This window comes from Flavobacterium sp. FPG59, assembly GCF_002150205.1.
Classification (GTDB): Bacteria; Bacteroidota; Bacteroidia; order Flavobacteriales; family Flavobacteriaceae; genus Flavobacterium.
In genome coordinates, this window is the sequence record NZ_MTCA01000036.1 from 1 (window position 1) to 23305 (window position 23305).

Annotated in this window: 22 protein-coding genes; 6 read left to right on the forward strand and 16 right to left on the reverse strand. The window is 33.4% G+C overall.

Annotated elements, in window-relative coordinates; all coding sequences use genetic code 11:
* Positions 1-87: 87 nt before the first annotated feature.
* From FPG59_RS05485 to FPG59_RS05520, 8 genes are all read right to left on the reverse strand, one after another.
* Entirely contained in the window at positions 88-339 is a 252-nt protein-coding gene (locus FPG59_RS05485; protein WP_086453617.1) for a hypothetical protein, read from the reverse strand.
* Positions 340-733: 394 nt separating this feature from the next.
* Positions 734-1417 (reverse strand): GLPGLI family protein, encoded by a 684-nt coding sequence (locus tag FPG59_RS05490; RefSeq protein WP_086453618.1) that lies wholly within the window; start codon positions 1415-1417, stop codon positions 734-736.
* Between the two features lie 343 nt (positions 1418-1760).
* Complete coding sequence (locus FPG59_RS05495) at positions 1761-3914, reverse strand: TonB-dependent receptor (RefSeq protein ID WP_086453619.1); 2154 nt, start codon at positions 3912-3914, stop codon at positions 1761-1763.
* Positions 3915-4152: 238 nt separating this feature from the next.
* Positions 4153-4554: an alternative ribosome rescue aminoacyl-tRNA hydrolase ArfB gene (arfB, locus tag FPG59_RS05500; protein ID WP_086453620.1), complete on the reverse strand. Its 402-nt coding sequence runs from the start codon at positions 4552-4554 to the stop codon at positions 4153-4155.
* Positions 4555-4573: 19 nt separating this feature from the next.
* On the reverse strand, positions 4574-6697 hold the full coding sequence (locus FPG59_RS05505) for a DUF4301 family protein (RefSeq protein WP_086453621.1): 2124 nt from the start codon (positions 6695-6697) through the stop codon (positions 4574-4576).
* A complete protein-coding gene (pnuC, locus tag FPG59_RS05510) occupies positions 6652-7281 on the reverse strand; it encodes a nicotinamide riboside transporter PnuC (protein WP_086453622.1) in 630 nt (209 codons plus the stop codon). Before pnuC ends, FPG59_RS05505 begins: the two co-directional genes overlap by 46 nt.
* Positions 7282-7287: 6 nt before the next feature.
* Positions 7288-8001 (reverse strand): geranylgeranylglyceryl/heptaprenylglyceryl phosphate synthase, encoded by a 714-nt coding sequence (locus FPG59_RS05515; protein WP_086453637.1) that lies wholly within the window; start codon positions 7999-8001, stop codon positions 7288-7290.
* Between the two features lie 13 nt (positions 8002-8014).
* Positions 8015-8662 carry a 4'-phosphopantetheinyl transferase superfamily protein gene (locus tag FPG59_RS05520; RefSeq protein ID WP_086453623.1) on the reverse strand — a complete coding sequence of 216 codons (648 nt, stop codon included), beginning with the start codon at positions 8660-8662 and terminating at the stop codon, positions 8015-8017.
* A gap of 280 nt (positions 8663-8942) precedes the next feature.
* Here FPG59_RS05520 and ahcY point away from each other — a divergent pair, with 280 nt between their 5' ends.
* The 3 genes from ahcY (at position 8943) to FPG59_RS05535 (ending at position 11800) form a co-directional block, all read left to right on the forward strand.
* Complete coding sequence (ahcY, locus tag FPG59_RS05525) at positions 8943-10259, forward strand: adenosylhomocysteinase (protein WP_086453624.1); 1317 nt, start codon at positions 8943-8945, stop codon at positions 10257-10259.
* A gap of 264 nt (positions 10260-10523) precedes the next feature.
* Entirely contained in the window at positions 10524-11171 is a 648-nt protein-coding gene (locus FPG59_RS05530) for a hypothetical protein (RefSeq protein WP_086453625.1), read from the forward strand.
* Positions 11172-11191: 20 nt separating this feature from the next.
* Entirely contained in the window at positions 11192-11800 is a 609-nt protein-coding gene (locus FPG59_RS05535) for a hypothetical protein (RefSeq protein WP_086453626.1), read from the forward strand.
* 224 nt (positions 11801-12024) lie between these two features.
* Here the strand turns inward: FPG59_RS05535 and rpmA are convergent, their stop codons facing one another.
* A complete protein-coding gene (gene rpmA / locus FPG59_RS05540) occupies positions 12025-12291 on the reverse strand; it encodes a 50S ribosomal protein L27 (protein WP_086453627.1) in 267 nt (88 codons plus the stop codon).
* A gap of 33 nt (positions 12292-12324) precedes the next feature.
* On the reverse strand, positions 12325-12960 hold the full coding sequence (rplU, locus tag FPG59_RS05545; RefSeq protein WP_086453628.1) for a 50S ribosomal protein L21: 636 nt from the start codon (positions 12958-12960) through the stop codon (positions 12325-12327).
* Positions 12961-13194: 234 nt separating this feature from the next.
* On the opposite strand from rplU, the gene FPG59_RS05550 reads away from it, so the two are divergent.
* Together FPG59_RS05550 and FPG59_RS05555 are read left to right on the forward strand one after the other, a co-directional pair.
* Positions 13195-14520, forward strand: a complete 1326-nt coding sequence (locus FPG59_RS05550) for a pitrilysin family protein (RefSeq protein WP_086453629.1) — start codon at positions 13195-13197, stop codon at positions 14518-14520.
* An 11-nt stretch (positions 14521-14531) separates the two neighbouring features.
* Positions 14532-16580, forward strand: coding sequence for a pitrilysin family protein (locus FPG59_RS05555; protein WP_254906651.1), 2049 nt, complete (start codon positions 14532-14534; stop codon positions 16578-16580).
* Positions 16581-16779: 199 nt separating this feature from the next.
* Here the strand turns inward: FPG59_RS05555 and FPG59_RS05560 are convergent, their stop codons facing one another.
* Positions 16780-17646 carry a DMT family transporter gene (locus FPG59_RS05560; protein WP_086453631.1) on the reverse strand — a complete coding sequence of 289 codons (867 nt, stop codon included), beginning with the start codon at positions 17644-17646 and terminating at the stop codon, positions 16780-16782.
* Positions 17647-17751: 105 nt separating this feature from the next.
* Here FPG59_RS05560 and FPG59_RS05565 point away from each other — a divergent pair, with 105 nt between their 5' ends.
* Positions 17752-18144 carry a heavy-metal-associated domain-containing protein gene (locus FPG59_RS05565; protein WP_086453632.1) on the forward strand — a complete coding sequence of 131 codons (393 nt, stop codon included), beginning with the start codon at positions 17752-17754 and terminating at the stop codon, positions 18142-18144.
* Positions 18145-18240: 96 nt separating this feature from the next.
* Here the strand turns inward: FPG59_RS05565 and gldD are convergent, their stop codons facing one another.
* The 5 genes from gldD to FPG59_RS05590 form a co-directional block, all read right to left on the reverse strand.
* Positions 18241-18804 carry a gliding motility lipoprotein GldD gene (gldD, locus tag FPG59_RS05570; protein ID WP_086453638.1) on the reverse strand — a complete coding sequence of 188 codons (564 nt, stop codon included), beginning with the start codon at positions 18802-18804 and terminating at the stop codon, positions 18241-18243.
* Positions 18805-18848: 44 nt separating this feature from the next.
* Positions 18849-19289, reverse strand: coding sequence for a single-stranded DNA-binding protein (locus tag FPG59_RS05575; RefSeq protein ID WP_086453633.1), 441 nt, complete (start codon positions 19287-19289; stop codon positions 18849-18851).
* Positions 19290-19390: 101 nt separating this feature from the next.
* Positions 19391-22045, reverse strand: coding sequence for a hypothetical protein (locus FPG59_RS05580; protein ID WP_086453634.1), 2655 nt, complete (start codon positions 22043-22045; stop codon positions 19391-19393).
* A gap of 12 nt (positions 22046-22057) precedes the next feature.
* Positions 22058-22825 carry a GLPGLI family protein gene (locus tag FPG59_RS05585; RefSeq protein WP_086453635.1) on the reverse strand — a complete coding sequence of 256 codons (768 nt, stop codon included), beginning with the start codon at positions 22823-22825 and terminating at the stop codon, positions 22058-22060.
* Between the two features lie 70 nt (positions 22826-22895).
* Positions 22896-23174 (reverse strand): hypothetical protein, encoded by a 279-nt coding sequence (locus FPG59_RS05590; protein WP_086453636.1) that lies wholly within the window; start codon positions 23172-23174, stop codon positions 22896-22898.
* Positions 23175-23305 lie beyond the last annotated feature (131 nt).

Here is a 23305-nt window from a genome sequence, read left to right on the forward strand (position 1 = left end):
GGTAATGGCTTTTAAAAAAAAATTCATTACCTCTCTATACTTTTAAAAAATACTTAAATCAAACGAGCTTTTCCGTTCCTAATTTTCTCAGTTCTCAGAAATATGGGGCACCTTATTATCTGACACACATCTATTGTAAAAAAGCTTATATATCAATGTTGCTTGAGTGCCTGTTAAACAACCATTTTCTTTCTCATACTTTTCAAGTTTATTTTGAGCTACCGTAGAGCAATCTGTAAACAATGTCTCTTCCTTGACCTCTTTAACCTCCTCAGTTTTCGCCATTGCAGCGCCACTAAATGCTACCACTGCTAGAGCGATAAATACTAATTTTTTCATTTTTTACAGTTTTTAAATTTATTAATAGTTTTTTTGGTTAACCAAGTCAAATATCAAAAAAAAAAAAAACTATTTAAAAGAATTTACTTTAAATTTTAACTATAATTTAACAAGTTTATACTTTTATAAAACTAATAACTAATACAAAATAAATACTTTACAACAAATGGCATGTTAAGACCAATTATACAAAATTAAAAACGCAACAATAGCAAAAACAACTAATTTGAAAGTGTTTTTTTATAGTTTATTTATCTCGGCTGGCAGTTTTTATTTATTTCACTTTTACGATTTTTAATATTGTAACGCCAATAAAAAGCACTACTGCTTGAGCAATTTTAAAATGATATTTTTGTCGTTCAGAATTAACAGCAAAACTATTTTTAAAACAAACCTATTTATTGATAAGCAAATCTTCAAATTCTTGTTCCGAAACTACTTTATACGCTTTACGCTTTGGCACTACGATCTTTTTATCCGGTTGTAAATTGATTGTTTTAACACCAAACAAAATATTTCTAACTTGCAATTCTAAGATTAAACCTGGCAATCCTCCATACCCATTTGGCCCATAAGATAGCGGAATTTTAGGACAATACCAAGCAACTATCGGGAATCGAAAAATACCGACGCTGTTAACCACTTTTTTTTCGGCAGTTGCTTTATAACATACAAATCCATTAATTTCTTTAGTTTCATTATCTAGATTCCATTCTATTTTTTTATCTTTTTTTACGAGATAATTTCCAGGATCTCCATTAATTTCAGAATAAGTATAAACATCATCCTGATATACAATTCCTTTGTAGCTAGAGAATATTTTAGCATAATCTACGCCATCGTCATCAAGTCCGAGTCCTTCTGTGAGTGAAAAGGAAGACTCATTAACATTAAATAGCAATTCAAAGTTCAAAAATGGTGCGTTCTTCATTGCCTTGACATAAGCCGCTTTCATTACGGTTGTTTTCTCTAAACCCTCGAACGTGGAAATATGAAGTCCGTATTCAATTTTACCGCTTTTTATTTGACTCCAACAACTTAGACTAACAAAAAAGAAAAAAAATTGTATTAATTTCATAATTTAAATGATAATTGTGAAGCTAGCCTAACTAATTTGGAGAGTATTTAGAAATACAATTCCCTAAGTGCTTATAAATAAATTTTCATGTCAGTTTTACAGACGTATTTGGTATCGATTCCAAAACATACCTCAAATTTACTTTATAAATTCTCTACTTGATTTGTTCAATTGCTTTATGTTTTTGACTTTAGAAAAGATATTTGTTAAAACCACTAGACACAAGGATACCTCTTTTTCAAAGCTTCTACAATACCCACTTTTGGTGATATTTCTCGATAGCACCAAATAAAAAATCCTGACAGCGAACCATCAGGATTTACTCCAATTACAAACTCTTCTTTTAAAACTTCAAGGTCAAACCCAGCAAGAAATTAGTCCCCGCTTGCGGATAGTAGTACGGATAGATATCGTACATGTAGCCATTTGAAACGTATTTTTTATCTAAAAAGTTGTTCACTAAGCCCGTTAAGACTATTTCGTTAAATATGGTTTTTGGTTTAAAAGTGTATGCAACGTTTAGATCATTGACAAAATAATCAGCTAATCGTGCTGCTGGCAACTCAATATTGTTCAAGTATTGCTCACCCACAAATTTTTGCAACCATGAAAGATGCAGGTTTTTAATAGGTGAATACACTATAATATTTCCTGCAATAATTGATGGAGAATAAGCAATATCTGTAGTTCCGTAGTTTTGCCCTTCAACAGCTAAGTCTCTGTTTTTATTGGCACTCAAGGTAAAATTAGGACGAATAATCCACTGATCGTTGAATGCAATTGTCGCATCCACTTCTAATCCCAATCGGTAACTTTTTTCACTGTTAGAACGAATTGGTGCGCCAACATCATCTAGGTTTCCGGTCAAAATTAATTGATCTTTATACGCCATATAATACACATTGGTATTAATTTGCATTTTCTCAGCAGTATACCTCCAACCCAATTCAAAGTCGTTTAATTTCTCTGGTCTTACATTTCCACCCTCGTAATCACTTCTGTTTGGTTCTCTGTTGGCTCTTGCATAGGATGCATATAAAGCATTGCTTGCATTTACAGTGTAAGTCAAACCTGCTTTTGGGTTAAAAAAGTTAAAAGTATCATTCACCGGTAGTGCTTGCACACCATCAGCTTTGTAATTTACAGATCGAAATTGAAGGTCTCCAAATAAACTCAATTGACTAGTAATTTGATAATTGGCTTTCGCAAAAATATTTCCATCGGTTTTAATGGCATCATCATCATAATACTTGTCGCCCAATTCAGTTTGCGATGCAAAACGAGCCCAAATTACTTTACCAAAATGATTGCCTTCGTACTTATTCCAACCACCGCCAAAAATAACATCTACTGAGTCGTCTTTGTAATTAGCTGAAAAAGTAGTTCCATAAAAATCATTATCCAACCATTTTTGACGCACTAAATCAGTTGCTGTCACTGTACCAAAAGGCTGTAATCCATATTCTGCAAAGTCAGCATCTTCTTTGTAATTTTCGTAATAGCCATTTCCTTTGGTGTAGTGCAAAGCAAAATTGGTACTCCAGTTGTTCGAAAATTTCTCGTTCCAATGCAACTGCGAATGATCTTGTTGGTAATTATCGGTTTCATTGTCATAAAAACGCATATTGCCTTGTTCATCTGTAAAAGCTCCTGCCGAGTTGAATCTGCGGTTAGTATTCAAGGTTTCGCCATCAATTCCGTTCCAAGACTGATATGTTTTTTCATTTCCTCCAAAAACCAAGGCTTTGATTAAGGTTGTTTTACCAACGTAAGTTCCTTGCAAGAAATACGATTTTAAATCTGAAGCGCCTCTGTCAATAAACCCATCCGAATTTAGAGCTGACAAACGGCCTGCAATTTCAAAATGATCGTTCATCAATCCGGTGCTGAATTTCACGGTATGTTTACGTGTATTGAAACTTCCAAACGAATTGGAAATTTCGCCAGTACTTTTATTGGCAAAATTATCGGTAAGCATATTGAGGCTTGCGCCAAAAGCACCCGCTCCATTGGTAGAGGTTCCTACTCCACGCTGCAATTGTAAACTTTCAACAGATGAAGCAAAATCAGGCATATTCACCCAATACGTACCATGACTTTCGGAGTCATTATAAGGAATTCCGTTGATGGTAACGTTTACACGTGTAGCATCACTACCACGCACTCGTATACCGGTGTAGCCTACGCCATTTCCTGCATCAGATGTAATGACAACAGATGGCAAATAGTTCATTAAAACAGGAATGTCTTGACCTAGATTTCTGAATTTGATATCCTTTTTCGTGAGATTGCTAAAACTAACTGGAGTTTTTGTAGTAACACGAACTGCAGATACTAAAACTGCATCAAGCTGGTTGACCTTCGTAGTATCTTTTACTTGTGCAAAAGTGGAAAAAGAAAAAAGAGAAAAGAAAATAGAAGATAGGCGAATCAAAGATAAGTTTGACGATTGCGCCTGCGCGCTTTTGCGGCTTGTAAAATAAAATAAAGTTCTCATCCGTAAATTGATTACGAATAAAAGGGGGAATTATTCTTTTTGTTTTTTAATTAATAAAATGATTTGTTTCTATGACGCAACGCAGCGTGTACTGCTTGTTTTGTCAATTTTTCCGTAAACAGCATTACCTGTTCCCGTTCTTTGGGTATGATCTCAGCTCGTTATTTAGAGCACCCCTTTGAGACAGCGCAAAACTACTTATAAATTGTGAATTACAAATTACGAATTGCAATAATTTTTAAAAATCAGGCTTTCGACGGTTTTTCTTTACTTCTGATAGGCTTTTTTTATCCTTAATGCGTTTTCTAATTACCGCTTTCGGAACCTTGGTTGGCTTACGTTCCTTTGGTACAACCAAAGCATTTTTGATCAACTCAAAAAATCGTTTGGTCACCAGCTCTTTGTTGCGGAGTTGACTGCGGTCTTCATCACAATTTAAATTTAAAATACCTTCGGTGGTTAAACGGCTGTGCAATTGTACCAAAGCTAATTCTTTTTCGTGCTCATCCAAACCCTGCGTGTTTTTCAAGTCAAAACTTAGTACCACTTTTGAAGATACCTTATTTACGTTTTGACCACCGGCGCCACTGCTCCGTACGGCCTTATATTGTAACTCTGATTGTAATTGCGTTTTATCCATTTGGGTAATTAAAAATAGCCTAATTATGTCCTTGGTGCAGCGATTTTAGTAAATCATTTACCGTTTTCACTGGATTAAACGTAAGCAATGGAACTTGAACAAAAACAGTAAACCAATTGGCCATGGCTCCATTCCATAAACCAGGTAATTCATAACCTTTTATAGGCAATCCAGCTGTGTTTTTCTCAACTATAAATCCACTTTTTTCATCAACAAAATCAGACAAATTAAATTTTTTATTTTTATAATCTTTTAATCCGCAAACCAAATCTACTGGATTAAAATGTGTTGCTGCCTGTAAAATTTCTCTTTGTTTTGTATCATCAAGATTCACTTGTGAGCTTTCTACAATTTGCAATGAAACAACACCATTGGCATGGCGTACCCAAAAAGGTCCTCCGCCAGGTTCGCCTTCATTTTTTACCATACCACACACCCTAATTGGTCGGTTTAAAATGGCTTGTAAGGTTGTAATTTTATACTCTAGAGTTGCCGTTTGAAAATCAGTCCCCAACTCAATTTGACAATTATCACGTAAAAAAACTACTATTTCACTGATGTAAATAGAAGTCACAGTAGCATCTTCTAGTCCGCGTAAGAAGTTGAAAACTTGTTCTTGCAAAGCGATTAACATTCCTGCCAATGCTTTTTTATACAAGCTTACTTTATCTAAATGATTTTGTACTACGTTATCTATGTTTTTGATAAAAACGATATCAGCATCAATTTCGCTTAAATTTTGGATTAGTGCTCCGTGACCTCCTGGCCTAAACAATAACTGACCAGCAGCATCTCTAAAAGGCTCATTGTTTGGCGACACGGAAATCGTATCCGTACTTGGGTGTTGATACGAATAGGTTACATTAATAGCTACATTGTTTTGATTTTGAACTTCTATTAAATGCGTTGCTACCTCTTGTTCAAAATACGATTGATGCGAAGTTGAAACTGTAAAATGCAAATTAGACTGCTTGTTGGCGGTGGCATAGTGCACACATTCTTTTAGATGTTCTGCCACAGGAGTTGCTATCTGTGTTGCATATTTATGAAAAGGAAGCACTCCCTTTGGTTTGTTGGCAAAGTTAAAGTGATTCGAAGCCAGCAATACTTTTATAAAATAATAGTTTTTGAGATCACGATCAAGTGCATCAAAATTTTCGAATTCTTGTTTCAACGTTTCATACACCGCTTCAAAAAACGGAAACTTATCCATTCCCACAATAAAAATCGATAATTCGCTTGCTTTTTTTCGGTTAATATAGGCGTTAATCGATTCGTTTTCAACATCGAAATCGTTAATGAATTCTGTCAGGAATTTAAACATTCTACTTGCCGCGCCTGATGCTGGCACAAATTTAGAAAGTGTTAATTTTTCTTTGTGTGCTTCATAAAAAGAAGCGTGCATTTGAAATTCTTTTTCAGATAGTTTTAAAATGCCATCGGACAACTTTGCCGGACGCAGCAAATGGGCTGGAGCAACACCATTTTTAAAAAAATGCAATTGTTGCTCAACATTTTTCATGGCTACACCATGCTCTTGAATTTGTAAAAAATCAGCAGTTGAAAACCCTAATGTTTTTGCCAAAACTAGATCATCAATAATTGCTACTGCTTTTTCAAAGCGGGTTTCTTTATTACCACTAAGAACTACAAATGGCTTATTGCGCTCTACTAAAGCTTGTTTAAAGACCTCAAATACAGTTGCTCTACCAATTGGAGTATCTCTAATATCATCCTTCTCCCAAGGCACATCAATATCAGTCAAAAAAAACAAGTCGTATTCATGCTCCCTAGCCGCTTGATCTAATTTAGGGTCGCAGTAGTTGTAATACATCTCAGAAAAAACTTTGGTAACCAATAAATTAGTATCGCAAAACAATAATGCATTGGCGTTTTCAACACTCGCGTTCTCTAAATTGGTTTGACCGTAAGCTATAGGCAGCATATCATCAACGGAGCAAATAGCTCCTGTTTTTTTCCATTTTTCTTGTAAATAATCACGAGCAAATTCGGGAACCCATTGCGTACGATAATGTTCTGCCAATTGTTTGGCTAAAGTTGTTTTACCAGTACTTTCGGGACCAAATAAAGTGATTTTTACAACACTTTTAATGTTTGCCTGTTGTTTGAGATTTTCTTCCATTCTAAATAGCCAAATATGGCAACTATTGTAAATACTACATATTGAAAACTGGTAAAAGTGTACCCTTTAAAAAAATACAAAGGAACCGAAATTACATCTCCGATAATCCAAAATATCCAGTTTTCTACTTTCCTTTTGGCCATAAGCCACATTCCTACAAAGAAAATTCCCGTGATAAAAGTGTCTACGTACGCATACCAAGTAGTGAATTTATCAAAAAAATGGTACACCGCCACAACAAAAGCGACCGTAAATATAAAAAGAAATATGGCAATTCGTTTTTCTGCTGAAGAAATTGTAGAAATAGGAAAAGCCACTTCATCTCCTTTTTTGCGGGTCCAATGATACCAACCATAAATACTCATTATAAAATAGTAGGCATTAATCATCATATCGCCCCACAAAACCCACTTCCAAAGTAGATAGACAAAAATCGAAGTGCTTACTAAACCTGTTGGAAAAACCCAAATATTATCTTTTTTGGCACACCAAACGCTCAAAAGACCAAATATTACGGCAATAATTTCGAGGTATACATCTAATCGAGGATAAGTGCTGTATTGCGCAAAAAAATAATCAAACATAGAAAGTTAATTAAAAAAATTAATATCGTTCTCAAATGCGGTTCCTATAACCACTAGGTCTGCGCCAGCATCATGAGCAAGTTGAATTCCTTGTAAATCTTTAATCCCTCCGCCTACAATTAGAGGAATTTTAATATTTTGTGCAACTGCCTTAATCAAATTTATTGGCACTGCTTGCTTGGCACCGCTACCCGCTTCAAGATAAATCAACTGATGACCCAACATTTCACCCGCTTGTGCTGTAGCAACAACCAAATCAATGTTTGAGCGATCAAGAGGTTTTGTCTGACTCACACGCTCTACTGCAGTTTTTGCACCACTTTCAATCAGTACATAGCCAGTCGGAATAATTTCTAGTTGCGTTCTTTTTAAAATAGGAGCTGCCTGCACTTGATGAGCAATTAAATAATCCGGGTTGCGACCCGACAGTAAGGATAGGAACAAAATCCCATCGGCTTTATCTGAAATCTGCGAGGGATTGCCAGGGAAAAGAACAATTGGAAGGATACAATCTTGTTTAATCCTAACTATCAATTCATCAATGATATTATTATGTACAAGGCTTCCGCCAATGAAGATATGAGTTGCTGGTGATTGATTGATTTTTGGAATCAAAACACTCATTTGCGCTATAGTAATTTTATCAGGATCAAGCAAAATAGCCAACAACTTGCTTCCCTTTTCTTTTGCTTTTAAAATCTCGCTGTAAATAGTTTTCATGCAGATATCGACATTAAAGGTTTTGAATGCGATTTTGTTCAAAAGCATATACCAAACTAAAGTTTTCAATTTCTTGAAAATACAAGTCATAGTTTTGTGGCACTGCGTCAAATAATAATTCGGCGTTGGCAAATTGATCTTTCAAATGAAATTGATGAACGCGAATATGATTCTTGAAACTGATTCCTTTTTCGTTTCTGATTTTAAAAATGGCCTCTTTTGCGCCCCAAATAATGGTTAATTTCGGAATGTAATCTTGGCTTTGTTCAACGAGGAAACTTAGTTCAGCATCACAAAATTTAGAAGCGATACTTTTTATTTTTTCACGCTGCAGTTCGATATCAATCCCTACTTTTTGATCGCTAATAATAATCGCGGCAAATTCATGCGAATGTGTAATAGAAATATGCTGACCTTCCTGCAAGTGCGGTTTTCCGAAAGTGTCGTAGTATAAATCAAAATCAGTGTAGCCAGCCTCGAGTAGCAGCATACGTACACTTAAAAAAGCACGTTGATGCAACTCCGACTTCATAGACCCTAACCGAGATTGGCTTTCGGGTCTTAATTGAATTTGGCTTTGCAAGTCTGTAAGCGACTCCGTGACTTTCCAAATAAGCATTCGAGTACCCCATTGCGGGCGTGTATCTTGATATAAAGGCATGTTAGTAACTTGATTTTTAGCCCCGATTGCAACGGAAATCCTTTTTTATCCGCTTCTTTAGCGGGAAAAAAGATTGCAGTGAAAAGCGGGAAATAGCTCCTAAAAACGAAAAAGAAAGCTTGAAAACTTTTTATTTTATTGATTTTTAAAAGTTTACACCGCTAAACATTTCATAAATAGAAGTGAATGTTTTTATAATCCTAAGATATTGTGTAATTTTGCAAAAAATTAGCCCGAATTTGTCAGGCCAACAGTCAAAATAATTACAAATATACAATAAATGAGTACAGCAACTATGCCATACGTGGCTTTCAAGGTTAAAGACATTTCCCTTGCAGCTTGGGGACGAAAAGAAATTGAATTAGCTGAAGCTGAGATGCCAGGTTTAATGGCGCTTAGAGCAGAATACAAAGACGAACAACCTTTGAAAGGCGCTCGTATTGCAGGATGCTTGCACATGACGATTCAAACTGCCGTATTAATTGAGACTTTAATTGCACTTGGAGCTGAGGTAACTTGGTCTTCTTGTAACATTTTTTCTACTCAAGATCAAGCTGCTGCTGCTATTGCTGCTGCTGGAATTCAAGTTTACGCTTGGAAAGGTTTGAACGAAGAGGATTTTGACTGGTGTATTGAGCAAACTCTTTTCTTTGGAGAAGACAGACAGCCATTGAACATGATTCTTGATGACGGTGGAGATTTAACAAACATGGTTATTGACCGTTACCCACATTTAGTTGCTGGCATAAAAGGATTATCTGAAGAGACTACAACTGGAGTTCACAGATTATACGAAAGAGTTAAAGCGGGAACATTACCAATGCCTGCTATTAACGTAAATGACTCGGTTACTAAATCTAAATTTGATAACAAATACGGTTGTAAAGAGTCTGCAGTTGATGCAGTACGTCGTGCAACTGATGTTATGCTTGCTGCAAAAAGAGTTGTAGTATGCGGATACGGTGACGTAGGAAAAGGAACTGCTGCTTCTTTTAGAGGTGCTGGATCTATTGTAACTGTTACTGAAATTGACCCAATTTGTGCTTTACAAGCTGCAATGGACGGTTTTGAAGTTAAAAAATTAGACACAGTAATTGCTACCGCTGATATCATTATCACAACAACAGGTAACAAAGACATCGTTCTAGGTTCTCACTTTGAGAAAATGAAAGATAAAACTATAGTTTGTAACATTGGACACTTTGATAACGAAATCGACATGGCTTGGTTAAACTCAAACCACGGCGCTTCAAAAGTTGAAATCAAACCACAAGTTGACAAATATACTATCGCTGGAAATGATATCATTGTTCTTGCCGAAGGTCGTTTGGTAAACCTTGGTTGTGCTACAGGTCACCCAAGTTTTGTAATGAGTAACTCATTTACAAACCAAACTTTGGCTCAAATCGAATTGTGGAAAAACAGTGCTGCTTACAATAATGAAGTATACATGTTACCAAAACACCTTGATGAAAAAGTAGCTATGTTACACCTTGCTAAATTAGGGGTAGAGCTTGAAACTTTACGTCAAGATCAAGCAGAATATATTGGTGTTGAAGTAGCTGGACCATTCAAACCAGAGTACTACAGATACTAGAAATTAGTCCTTAGTGACTAGCTAAATTAAAATAGAGAAACCCTTGCAGTAATGCGAGGGTTTTTTGTTTTTTGGGCATGACCCTCCGTCATAACTGCGGGTCGGGCTTTTCGCTGTATCTTTTATTGCGCTGCGCTCCATAAAAGGATGCCGCTGCTATCCCTCATGCTGTTAAGTTATACAAAGCTAAAAAAAGTTAAATTTACAATCGCGCCAATTAATTATTTAGTACTTTAGAGTAAACCTTAATTACATAAGACAGTTATGAAGAATCTTTGGATATTAATAATACTTATTTCTACAATTTGTTATTCCCAGAACAAATATTTCTTTGATAATAAAATAGAATATGAATTCACAAATCATTCATATCCAAGTAAAAACTGTATTAAAACCTACTACACAAATTCAAAAGACAACTCCTATTCCATTTGTAGAACTGTTTTAGACAGTATATATTCAGAAATCGAATTTATCGACTCGAATGGAGCTATATTACGAAAGAAAGTTAGCCATAAAATTTTTAACAATAAAATTATCTATATTGCGAAAAATGAGATCAGAAACTACCCTTATCCATTTACATATCAAATAGATAACTATCATTTTTCAGAAGTTAATGACACCATTCTAAACAACAAAGCGTTCAAACAAATCTCTTTTTTAAGTAATGATTTAAAAAGAGCCAAAAAGAAAAAATTAGGCAATTTACAGTATATTTTTGATACTGATTTTGATCATCAACCTCTATTGACATTTTCAACAGCTTTTGAGGTTTGGAGAGTAACGAGGAAAATGCCAAACGGGCTAGTTATACAATCACACTTAAGAGATATTCAAAATAAATTAGTTTATAGCGAAAAATTAAAACAAATAAACTCCATAACTATGTATTTAATTATACCAGAATAAATCATAAGAAAAAAACCATTATGACTACCATTAAGCCCTACTTAGTTATACTTTTAATAATTGTTTTTCAAAGCTTGGCTGCACAAGATAATGATCGAAGCGCCTACCAAACTCAGCTGTATAAATTAGCAATAAAAACGAGTGAGGGCGGTGATTATTTAGAAGCAATAAGAACTTTTGCAATTAGCAACAATATCAATCCTAAAGCTAAAATTGCAGCTTTTGCAATTAAAAAAGGTGATTCCTTAAAAAGAATATTGCGTCAGAACAAAATCAACGAACTAATTGGAAAATGGAAATGGATCCCCAAAGAAGGCAATTGGGCAATACGAGAAGATAATTTGGTTGGCAAGATGATTCATATTACTACAGAATCAATTATGTTTTTTGAATTGTATAAAAATGCCAAAGAATGGAAACTAACACAAACCGATAAGATCCGATTTTCAGAAAATCCAGAATCATATTCCTTTACTGAATTTCTGAATTCTAATAATGAAATTTGGGATTATAATATTAATTCAACTACCGGCGAATTAAAAGCATACTATTTAGGTGAAAAAATAGATGATAATTATACTGAATTAGTATGCGGAAATCCGGAATTGTTTTATTTCAAATTGCAATAGTTAAAAACTTCATATCTAAAACAAAAACAATCAACACAACATCTTTTTCTATTGTAGATTTCAGTTCTTGGCTTCTTGCCTTCAAAAGGTCAAAAACGTTATATTAATTAAATTTTAAACCAAGTCATTTACCTGCCTTGTATCTATACAGAAATAACACAATCAAGCTAAAAACAAAAAACCCATTTCTTTCGAAATGGGTTTTAAATAATTGAGAAAATCAATTATGCTTCAACTTCAAATGGAAGTATAGAAACATAAGATTTGTTATCTCTTTTCTTTTGGAAGAAAACAACTCCATCTACTCTTGCGTGTAGTGTGTGATCTTTACTGATGTAAACATTAGCACCTGGATTATGTTTTGAACCTCTTTGTCTTACGATGATGTTCCCAGCAATAGCAGCTTGACCACCAAAAATCTTAACGCCTAAACGTTTTGATTCTGATTCTCTACCATTCTTAGAACTACCGACACCTTTCTTGTGAGCCATGACGTATAAGTTTTATATTAGTTAATAAAATAATTAAACAGCTTTACCACCGTTTAATTCATCTTGTAATTTTTTCAATTCATCCATTTTACCATCTGCAGCTAATTGTGCTTGTTGAGCCCAAGTAGTAGGATCTAAATGAGATAATTTAGACTCTGATGCTTCTAAAATTGCTTTTACAGCTTCAGAAGTTGCAGTAGCTAATTTTGTAAAAGTATCAACTCCTGCTGCAACTAATGCTTCAGCGGCTTTAGGTCCAATTCCTTCAATGATTTTTAAATCATCACCTTTTTTAGATGCTTTTGGAGCTTTAACTTCAGCAACTTTTTCAGCTTTTGGAGCTGCTTTTTTTGTTCCTGATGCACTAATACCTTCAATTACAATTTGAGTAAGATATTGTCTGTGACCGTTTCTCTTTTTGTATCCTTTTCTTCTTTTCTTTTTGAAAATGATAACTTTATCTCCTTTTAAGTGTTGTAACACTTTAGCTTCTACTGAAGCACCTTCTATAGCTGGGGCGCCTAAAGTGATTGCTCCGTTATCATCTAATAAAAGAACTTTATCAAAAGAAACTTTTGAACCTTCTTCATTAGTCAAACGGTTAACATAAACCTTTAAGTCTTTGCTTACTTTGAATTGTTGCCCTGCTATCTCTACGATTGCATACATACTGAATTGTTTTAATAATTTTTAAGGTTGCAAATATACAATTATATTTTTAACCTGCAATTCGTACTATAAAAAATATTTAAAACCTCTAAACACCTGATTTACTTTTCTTTTCAAGGTCATAATCTCTATCATCAATCAAACAGATGTTAAAGTTTATTTGGGTCGCATTTTTACTGTAACAAAATAAATATCTGAACTACTAATTGTCATATTAATAAAATTATTAACCTTATGAAAAATTCATTAATGGCTTTAGGTGCTTTGTTTATGCTAGGAGGAGTCGCTTCTGCTCAGAAAGTAGCTTTTGAGGAATACAAATTAGACAATGGCTTACATGTAATTTTACACAATGACCCATCTGCACCTACAGTGATTACATCTGTGATGTACCATGTAGGAGCCAAAGACGAAAATCCAGAACGCACTGGTTTTGCTCACTTTTTTGAACATTTATTGTTTGAAGGTACTGAGAATATCAAACGTGGTGAATGGTTTAAAATTGTAACTGGAAATGGAGGAGTTAATAACGCCAATACTACAGATGACAGAACGTATTACTATGAAGTTTTCCCATCAAACAACTTAGAGTTAGGATTGTGGATGGAAGCTGAAAGAATGTTACACCCAGTTATCAATCAAATTGGTGTTGATACTCAAAACGAAGTGGTAAAAGAAGAAAAAAGACTACGAGTGGACAACCAGCCTTATGGTAACTTCTTAGCAGAGGTAAAAAAGAACATTTTTACAAAACACCCATACCGTTGGGCTACTATTGGTTCTATGAGTCATTTAGATGCTGCAACACTGGAGGAATTCCAAGCTTTTAATAAGAAATACTACATTCCTAATAATGCGGTTTTAATTGTAGCAGGAGATTTCAAAAAAGAACAAGCAAAAGAATGGATTCAAAAATATTTTGGACCAATTCAAAAAGGAGCTCCAATACAAAGAGAAACATTCGTTGAAGAGCCAATTACACAAACTATAAAAGCAAAATACGAGGATGCAAACATCCAAATCCCTGCTATAGTTGCTGCCTACAGAACGCCATCTATGAAAACTAGAGATGCAAGAGTACTGGATATGATTTCATCAATATTAAGCGACGGAAAAAGCTCTAGATTGTACAAGAAAATTGTAGACGATAAGAAAATGGCTTTGCAAATAGGTGCTTTTAGTAATAATCAAGAAGACTACGGAAGCTACATTATTTATGGCTTGCCACAAGCACCAAATACTGTTGAAAATATTCTTACTGAAATTGATACCGAGATTGCAAAACTTCAAACTGAATTGATCTCTGAAAAGGATTTACAAAAATTACAAAACAAGTTCGAAAATCAATACGTAAACAGCAATTCAACAATTGATGGTATTGCAGATAATCTTGCAACCTACTATTTATTGTACGGCGATATTAACTTGATCAACACCGAGATAGAAATTTACCAATCTATTACTCGTGAGGAAATAAGAGATGTTGCAAAAAAATATTTGAATCCAAACCAAAGGTTAGTTTTGGATTATGTTCCATCTAAAGACAAAGCTCAAAACTAAGATATCTCATTATGAAAAAATCAATATTAATTATATCAAGCTTGTTCTTAACCATAATTATGCAAGGACAAATCATCCCACAGCCAAAACCTGGAGTAGCTCCAACAATCAAAATTGGAAAACCACAAACATTTGAATTAAAAAATGGTTTAAAAGTTATGGTAGTTGAAAACCATAAACTACCACGTGTATCCTTTAGTCTTTCCTTAGATAACGATCCTTACACTGAAGGGGATAAAAAAGGAGTTTCTGACATGACAAGCGCTTTGATAGGTAGTGGAACTACAAAAATTTCTAAAACCGCTTTCAACGAAGAGGTTGATTTTCTTGGAGCAAACATCAATTTTAGTTCTAATGGAGCATCAGCAAGTTCTCTTTCAAAATACGCAGGACGCGTATTAGAATTAATGGCTGACGGCGCTTTGAACCCTGTTTTTACCCAAGAGGAATTTGATAAAGAAAAGGCAAAATTTATTGAAGGATTAAAGGCAAATGAAAAAAGCGTTTCAGCAGTAGCTGGAAGAGTTGTAAATGTTTTAACCTACGGGAAAAATCATCCAGCTGGTGAGTTTGTAAGCGAAACTACGCTAAAAAATGTAACACTAGAGGATGTAAAAACAAATTACAACACCTATTTTGTTCCTAGTAACGCTTACCTTATTATTGTTGGAGACGTAAAGTTTAGCGAAACTAAAAAAATGGTTGAGAAATTCTTTGGCAACTGGAAAAAAGCCATTGCACCATCAATTTCATATACTGATCCAAAGGATGTTCCTCAAACACAAATTAACTTTATTGACATGCCTAACGCAGTACAATCAGAAGTTGCTGTGGTGAATATTTCTAAACTTAAAATGACAGATCCTGATTATTTTGCTGTTTTAATTGCAAACCAAATTTTAGGTGGTGATTTTAATAGTTACATCAACATGAACTTGAGAGAAGCTCACGGATGGACTTATGGTGCCAGAAGTAGCATTTATGGAGACAAAAAAGTTGGAACTTTCAACGCTTCTACTCAGGTGCGTAACGCTGTTACAGACAGTACTGTCGTTGAAATTTTCAAAGAATTAAAAAAGATTAGAACTGAAAAAGTTTCTGAGGAAATGTTAGCAAGCGTAAAAGCGGGATACATTGGTAGGTTTGTAATGCAAATTGAAAAACCTCAAACTGTTGCTGGTTATGCTTTAAGAATACAATCACAAGGGTTACCTGCTGATTTCTACGAAAACTACATTAAAAACATTAGTGCTGTAACTGCCGATGACGTTCTTCGTGTAGCCAATAAATATTTCTTAGCAGATAATAGCCGTATTGTTATAGTTGGTAAAGCTGCTGATGTAGCTGCGGGATTAGAAAAACTAAAATACCCAGTACAATATTTTGACAAATACGGTAACCCAACTGCAAAACCAGAGTTAAAGAAAGCTATTCCTGCAGGAGTTACAGTAAAAAGTGTTCTTGACAATTACATCAAAGCTATTGGCGGACTTCAAGCAGCACAAGCAGTACAAACCATAATGATGAACGGTAGTACTACAATTCCACAGGCACCAGCTCCATTGAGTTTTGTTTCAAAAACCGATTCAAAAGGAATGTTAATGGTAGAGTTAGCTATGGGAACGATGAGCTTAATGAAGCAAGTGGTAAATGAAAAAGGAGGCTATGTTATGCAACAAGGACAAAAACAAATTCTTGAAGGCGAAATGCTAAACGATATGAAAGCAGAAGCTACTCCATTCAAAGAATTAACATTAGCTACAAAAGAAGGTCTTACATTGGTAAACATTGAACCAATCAACGGTAAAGATGCGTACGCAATTAAAAATGGTAAAACTACATTGTTCTATGATGTGGCGTCAGGATTAAAAGTAGCTGAATCAGTTGTATTAGAACAAGGCGGTAAGAGCATGACTAAAACAACCTCATACAGTGATTACAGAGACGTAAAAGGCGTTAAAGTTCCTTTTAACATGATTCAAAACGTAGGTTTTGATATTGACATTAAAATAAGTGATGTTAAAATTAACGAAGGAGTACTTGCTACTGATTTTCAATAAACAAACAGCGCATAAATAATAAAGGTTGTCTAGCAATAGGCAACCTTTTTTGATTTAAAATTTCTTGGGCGTGACCCCATAAAAAAAGGGACCTACTCAGCAATACCGGCTAGTTGGTCCCTTTTTTTATGCTGTCGGGCAATACGCGCTACTTCGGTAGCTTGCTGCTTTCCCTCACGCAAAACCGTCACAAGAGTATTTATTTCTTTGCAGACAAATAGACTCCTATTAAAACAATAAAAGCACCAAAAAGCTGCACAGATGTCAACATTTCATGGTCTAACAATCCCCAACAAAAAGCAACAACAGGAATTAAATACGTTACTGATGTAGCAAAAACGGGTGAAGACATTTGGATCAATTTAAAGAAAAGAATATTTGCAAGTCCAGTCCCTACTACCCCAAGAATCATAATAAACAAGATCGACTCTTGTACTTTAAGTTCACCCACTTGCGAAAAGAAATTGGTAAACAGTAAAACGGTAAAAGCAGGTACCAAAAGCACGATGAAATTTCCAGTTGTAATACTCAACGGACTCAAATCATGTAAGTACTTCTTGATTAGATTTACATTGACAGCATAACAAATTGACGCTATCAAAACTAAAATAGCGTAGTAATAATTTTGCTCAGGATGATGAAAAGCACCGTTCAAAATCAACAATGCACTCCCTAAAAGTCCTATTAATATTCCAAAGGTTTGATTTCTTTTAAATTGTAAACCAAAAACGAGTGCGCCAATAACAAGCGTATTCAAAGGCGTTAAAGAATTCAATATAGAACTCACAGAACTATCAATTTCTGTTTGTGCAATTGCAAATAAATAGGCTGGAATAAAAGTACCAAACAAAGAGGTTAGCGCAATATACTTCCATTTGAATGAAGGTATTTTAGCAGCGCTTTTAAAACCAATAAAAATTAAAAAAATGGAGGCAAATATAATTCGGAGCGAACCTAATTGCATGGCTGTTAACCCTACCAATCCTTTCTTGATCAAAATAAAAGAACTCCCCCACACAAGCGCTAGAACAACAAGATACACCCACTTTAACTGCTTTGATTCCATATAGATAATTTTACTCCAAAATTGTACTTTTTTTATGAATTACGCCTTCATTTTTTAATTAATTTTGTGAACACATTTAGAAAATAAACTTTTAATAATAACACCATGAATTTCAATAAATCAATACTTGCATTAGTGTTTGCTTGCACCCTTTTTGTAGGATGTAAAGACGCAGAAAACAAACAACCAGGAACTGAAATTGCTGCTGATGCTGAAGGCAAAAAAGATCCAAACGCAAAACCAAAGAAAATTGCTGCAGCAAATTTACAAACGGCAAACTTTGCAGTAGAAGGAATGACCTGTGCTATAGGTTGTGCCAAAACCATTCAAGAAGACTTAACACAACTTGAAGGCGTTCAAGAAGCCACCGTAAACTTTGAGACAAAACAAGCCAAAGTAACTTTTGACAAAACCATTCAGTCACCTGAAAAACTAACCAAAGTGGTTGAGGCAGCCGCTGATGGTAAAACGTACAAGGTAAAAGATATGAAATCTTAAACATTGAATATCAAAACGAAAAAATCCTCATAAAGAGGATTTTTTTTTTGTTGATAGAGGTTACGCTTTTTTGATATTATCAGTATAACCTATCTGTTATTTCCATTTTAAAGTTTCCATGAGGCGCTGCATATCATTTTTTATATAACTGGCTGCAGGCATAATTGAATCAAAATTGGGCTTTGCATAAAAATATACGGATCCCGTTACAAAATGTCTCGTACTGTCTGTTACATAAAATTGTGAATTTGTAGCAGCATTCCCATCCACTTGATAAAACATACCATACACTTTTTTGTCTGGATTCAAGTACGGCTGCTCCAAGATATCATCTGCTTTTATAACGTGTTTAAAAGTTAGTGTTTGCGCATCTCGCAATAACGCGTTTATGTTGTTGCGAACAGGATTATAGGTCAAAAAAATGGTCGCTTTCATTTTAGGATACGTAATGGTAAAACCACAGTTTTTTTCTTTTTTAATGATTGCTTCCGAGTTCATCTCAAACCCAAAAGGACATTCATTAGCAAAATTCACATAAGTAGCCTCTGGGTAATCCAATCGTAAAAAGCCTGCTGGTTTTGGTAATAACTCCTCTTTACAACTGAATAAAACTATAACCAATAGTATTAAAGTGATGCTTATTTTTATTTTTTTTAAAATCATTATCGAATTTTATTTAAAAGAAACTCTCCTATTTTATTTTCTCAAAAAGGCAAATCATTAATAGGTAGCGACTTATTTTCGGGTTCAAAATTAGTGTTTTTTGAATCATCACCCGCAGCTGTAGATTTATTGTTTTCACTTTCTTTTTTTGTAGTAAGAAAAGTGAATTCAGTCACTTGAATTTCCATGGTTTGCTTTGTACTTCCGTCTTCTGCCTGCCATTGTCGTGATTTAATTCTGCCTTCAACATATATTTTGTCTCCCTTAGAAAGGTATTTTTCACAAAGTTCAGCGGCTTTGTTGCGCACTACAAGATTGTGCCATTCTGTAGAAGTTATTTTTTCATTGGTAGTTTTATTGATGTAGACTTCATTAGTAGCCAGCTGAAACCTGCCTATGCAATTGCCTCCCTCAAAGTAGTGCATCTTGATGGCATCACCAAGATAGCCTATAAGCATGACCTTATTTAATGTTCCGTTCATTGTGATTTGTGGTATTTATCAAAGGTACATTTTTTTTGGAAACGGTTTAAAACAATTCTTTTTCAATAAAATTATGAATAACAATTGGGAACGGAAATGTACTAAAACGAAAAAGAAACACCACAGTTTACAAAACCTGAAAGGGAACTAAACAGGGTCTCTTCAAAAAAAGAATTTTGATTATTAACTCTTAAACGCACATTATTTTCTCTGATATTTAGAACATTAATACCTTTTAGGGTGAAATTCCAGTTTTTTAATTGATATTGCAAACTAGGATTGCACTCAAAAATATTTTTTTGTAGGGAGCTACTTGAAGAGAATTGAATGTGCTTTGCCGTTAATTTCCAATTAAATTTATCATTAAAAATTAAACCATTTATTTGTAAATAAGTTGTAGTTGTACTTAAACTATTTTTATTATTACTAGAAGTATTTACTGAGTTGTTGATAGTGTATACTAATCCAAAATTAATATTAAAATCATTAGATTTAAAATAAGAAACAAACTCTAAGTCAGCTTTGTTTTGAGTAGTTTTAAAATCTGTACTAATATCATCGATATAAGACTCTCTTTTTGAGTACGATTGCAACATTTCAAATCTAGTTGACCACGGAATACTTTTTATTTTTTTTTCAATTATAAAAAATAAATATGAAGAATCATCCAAATAAATCATATCAAATTGTTTAGAACTAACCAAATTTGTATTTGAAGTATTAAATCCAACTTCCTGTAATTTATTGGTGTAAACAAGCCCAAAAAAGGAAGTGAAATTTTGTTGATAATCGTTATAAGCACCATTTAAACTTAAGGTGTTTTTAGGCAAATAGGCATTATAAAAGAGATTTCCTCTTCTTGTGATGGTTCTATAATCTTCAATATACATTTCTGGGATAATTTTATCAATAGTAACATTTGAAAAATCTCTTTTGTAACTTAAACTTAAGTTCGCTTTTTTTGAAAATTCATATGAGATAGCTGCGCTGGGTAGGAAATTTAGATTTGTATCTTTTTTAAAATCGTACTCAAACATGACTTGTTCAAGTCTAAAACCCAAAGAGTAATTAAAATTATGGGTCTTTTTTTTACTGAAATTTACGCTAGTATAATTACTATTTTTCACAAAACTTATCCTAGAGTCATAGGCACTGTTAATTTCACCAAGTGTATTATTAAAAGATTCGCTGTTTGCAGAAGATCCAGCATTAAAGACAAATGTCCCAAGAGAATTCAGTATGGTAAGTTTTGATGATACACCAAGAGAGTTAGTGTTACCACTAGATGTTTGTACTATACTATAGCTGTTATTAAAGTTAAGGTTTAAAAAAGCTTCATTTGATTGTAGGTTTAGATTTTTTTTGAAAGTAGTGAGATTAGTAAATAATGAATATTCAAAGAGATAGTTCTTATTCAGTTTTATTTTATGTGTAAATAATTGCCCTAGATTAAAACCAGAGTTCACTTTATCTTCATCAAAGTTGGTTTGAAAGCCTGAGAACATATTTTTAATATTCCCGTTTTGATTTTCTCTATTATGATTTAAAGATAGTATGTAATTGAAATAATTTTTAGCATTTGGTTTTGATTCAAATTGAATCTTATTGCTATTGAATAATAATCCACCTTCCAAATTCGAATTTTTATCAATTACAATTTCTTCTTCTGAAAAAAAAATTTGCTTCGATCGTAAAAATTCAGTTTGCTTTATGTTATTTAGTATAGAAAAACCCGAAACTTTACTTTTCTTTGACAATTTATCACTAAAATTGAAAGAATAAAATTTAATATCTTTTGTATTTACATCATCAGAAGCGAATAAAAATGTAGGAACGTTTTCGTCTACCGTCATAGAATTTGAGTTGGTCTCGGCAATAATTTCATCACTTATTCCTCTTTTAAGCTCTAGATAATCGTTCACTGTAAATGCTACCGTATTGGTATTATTAATCTCAGAAATAAGATTGAGTTTAGCTTTACTCGCAAAATTATAAAGATTATTATGTCCTCTGTACCGTTTTTTAAAGCCGTATTCAAGATCAATATCACCCTTAAAAGTATTTTTATACGACTCTTTTATCCTAATATTAAGTGCGGTTCTATTTTGATTATTAAAACCTTCTATAGCTGCTAGATTCTTGAAGTCTTTTAGAAGTTCAATTTTTTCAATCATTTCAGATTTAATGTTATCAGTCGCTAACTGATGCTGGTCTCCATAAAGTTCATCCCCTTCAATTAATAAATCATCAATTTTTCTTCCTCTAAATTTTATTTTGCCGTTGTCATCAATACTGATGCCTGGAAGTTTTTTTAAAACATCTTTTAATTTTTGTTCAGATCCGTTTAAAAGTTTTTTTAGATTATAAGAAATAGTGTCGTTTTTCTCGGTAACGTCTGCAAAGTCTGCTTTTATTACCACTTCTTTCATAACTATAATTTCATTTTTAAGTGTAATATTATGTATTAAAGGTGATGTTGTGATATCGAAGTTTAATTCAACGAAGTAGGGAACAAACCCGACGCAACTAGCTTTAAGAATAAAATTTTTCTCTTGGATATCAGGACAAGTAAGTTCAAACTGCCCTACAGTATTAGACTGCTTAAAGACGATAAGCGAATTATCTTTCTTATTATAGAGCCTAACATTAACAAGTGAAACTGGATTTTGTAATGAATCTTTTACGGTTCCTTTTATAAGATTTTGGCCATGAGAATGAAAAAACGAAAGTGTAAATAAAAAAAAGATAAATCTCATATATAGGTTGACCTATTTGATAATAATAGACGATTTAGTAGTGGTTGTACTGCCATTTACAGTAGTTGTAGAACTTGGTTTTAGTTTACTTATTTTATCTCTTACATAACTTTCAACTTGTGCCATAGTAACCGTTTCATTAGGTAGAACTGGCTTTTTAATAACTATTGGATTTTTATCAATTTTTACCGTGGTAGCTACATATTCATAGTAAGGTGTACCTAAATACAATATCAGACCCGGGAGTCCATCAAATTTATCAGGGCCAGCGTTTACTGCAATGTCCTCGGTAAACCAGGCTGTAAAATCATAACCAAAGGAATTAGATGTAGCCTTTTTACATTTAAATCCATTTATTTCTCTAGTTTCATTGGTAATTTGCCAATTCCACTCTTGTAGTTTGTCATTACCGTAAAAATCTTTACCATTGTATATTTGGAATAACAACTCATTTTTAATGAAATCTTTGTAATACCATTTTTCGATTAACTTGTTTCCAATTTTATATGATGTTTCTTCTCTACCTGTTGTGTTTTCTATAACTACTGTCTCTTTTATATCTACATTTTTAGTTTCTAAGTTATTTTTGTACAAGGAAATTCCATTATTATATTCAAGGGTGTAATAATAGGTTTCAAGAGCTTGCTTTTTTAAAAAATCAGTCATTGCAGAGAGTCTTTCCTGAGATACTATTCTTCTTTCAGAATATTTTACGAGTACTGTTTGTGAGTAAATCCCAATAGAACTCATTATAAATAGTAATACAAATTTTAGCTTCATAAATTAATTTTTAAAAGCAAGTTGTACAAAAGTGTATACAACTTGCTTTTTATTAAACTATTAATTATTATTAGTCTTTAATTGTATAGCATGTAGTTGTAGTTACAACCTCATATCTTTCATACACTTGACCGTCCATTCCCATAAACGATTCTACAAATAAATAACTTTTTCTAGTTACGCAATAGGTTAAGTCGAAAAATACAGTTTTGTCCTCTTCCGTTAAAGACATCTCTTTTGATTTTGTATCTCTAGTTGTTTCAACAATGATAGATTTCGATTGAATCTCATTTGCACTTGCAAATAAAGAAACGAATAAAAAAGCAAATAATAAAATTGATTTTTTCATTTTTAATTTTTTAGTTAATGATTAATTTATAATGGTATACCTAGTAACAAATCAAAAAAAAAAAAAAAATGAATTACGCAAGTTTTTTCTTTATTTTTTCTTTATTTTTAATTTTTTAATCTCCTTATAGT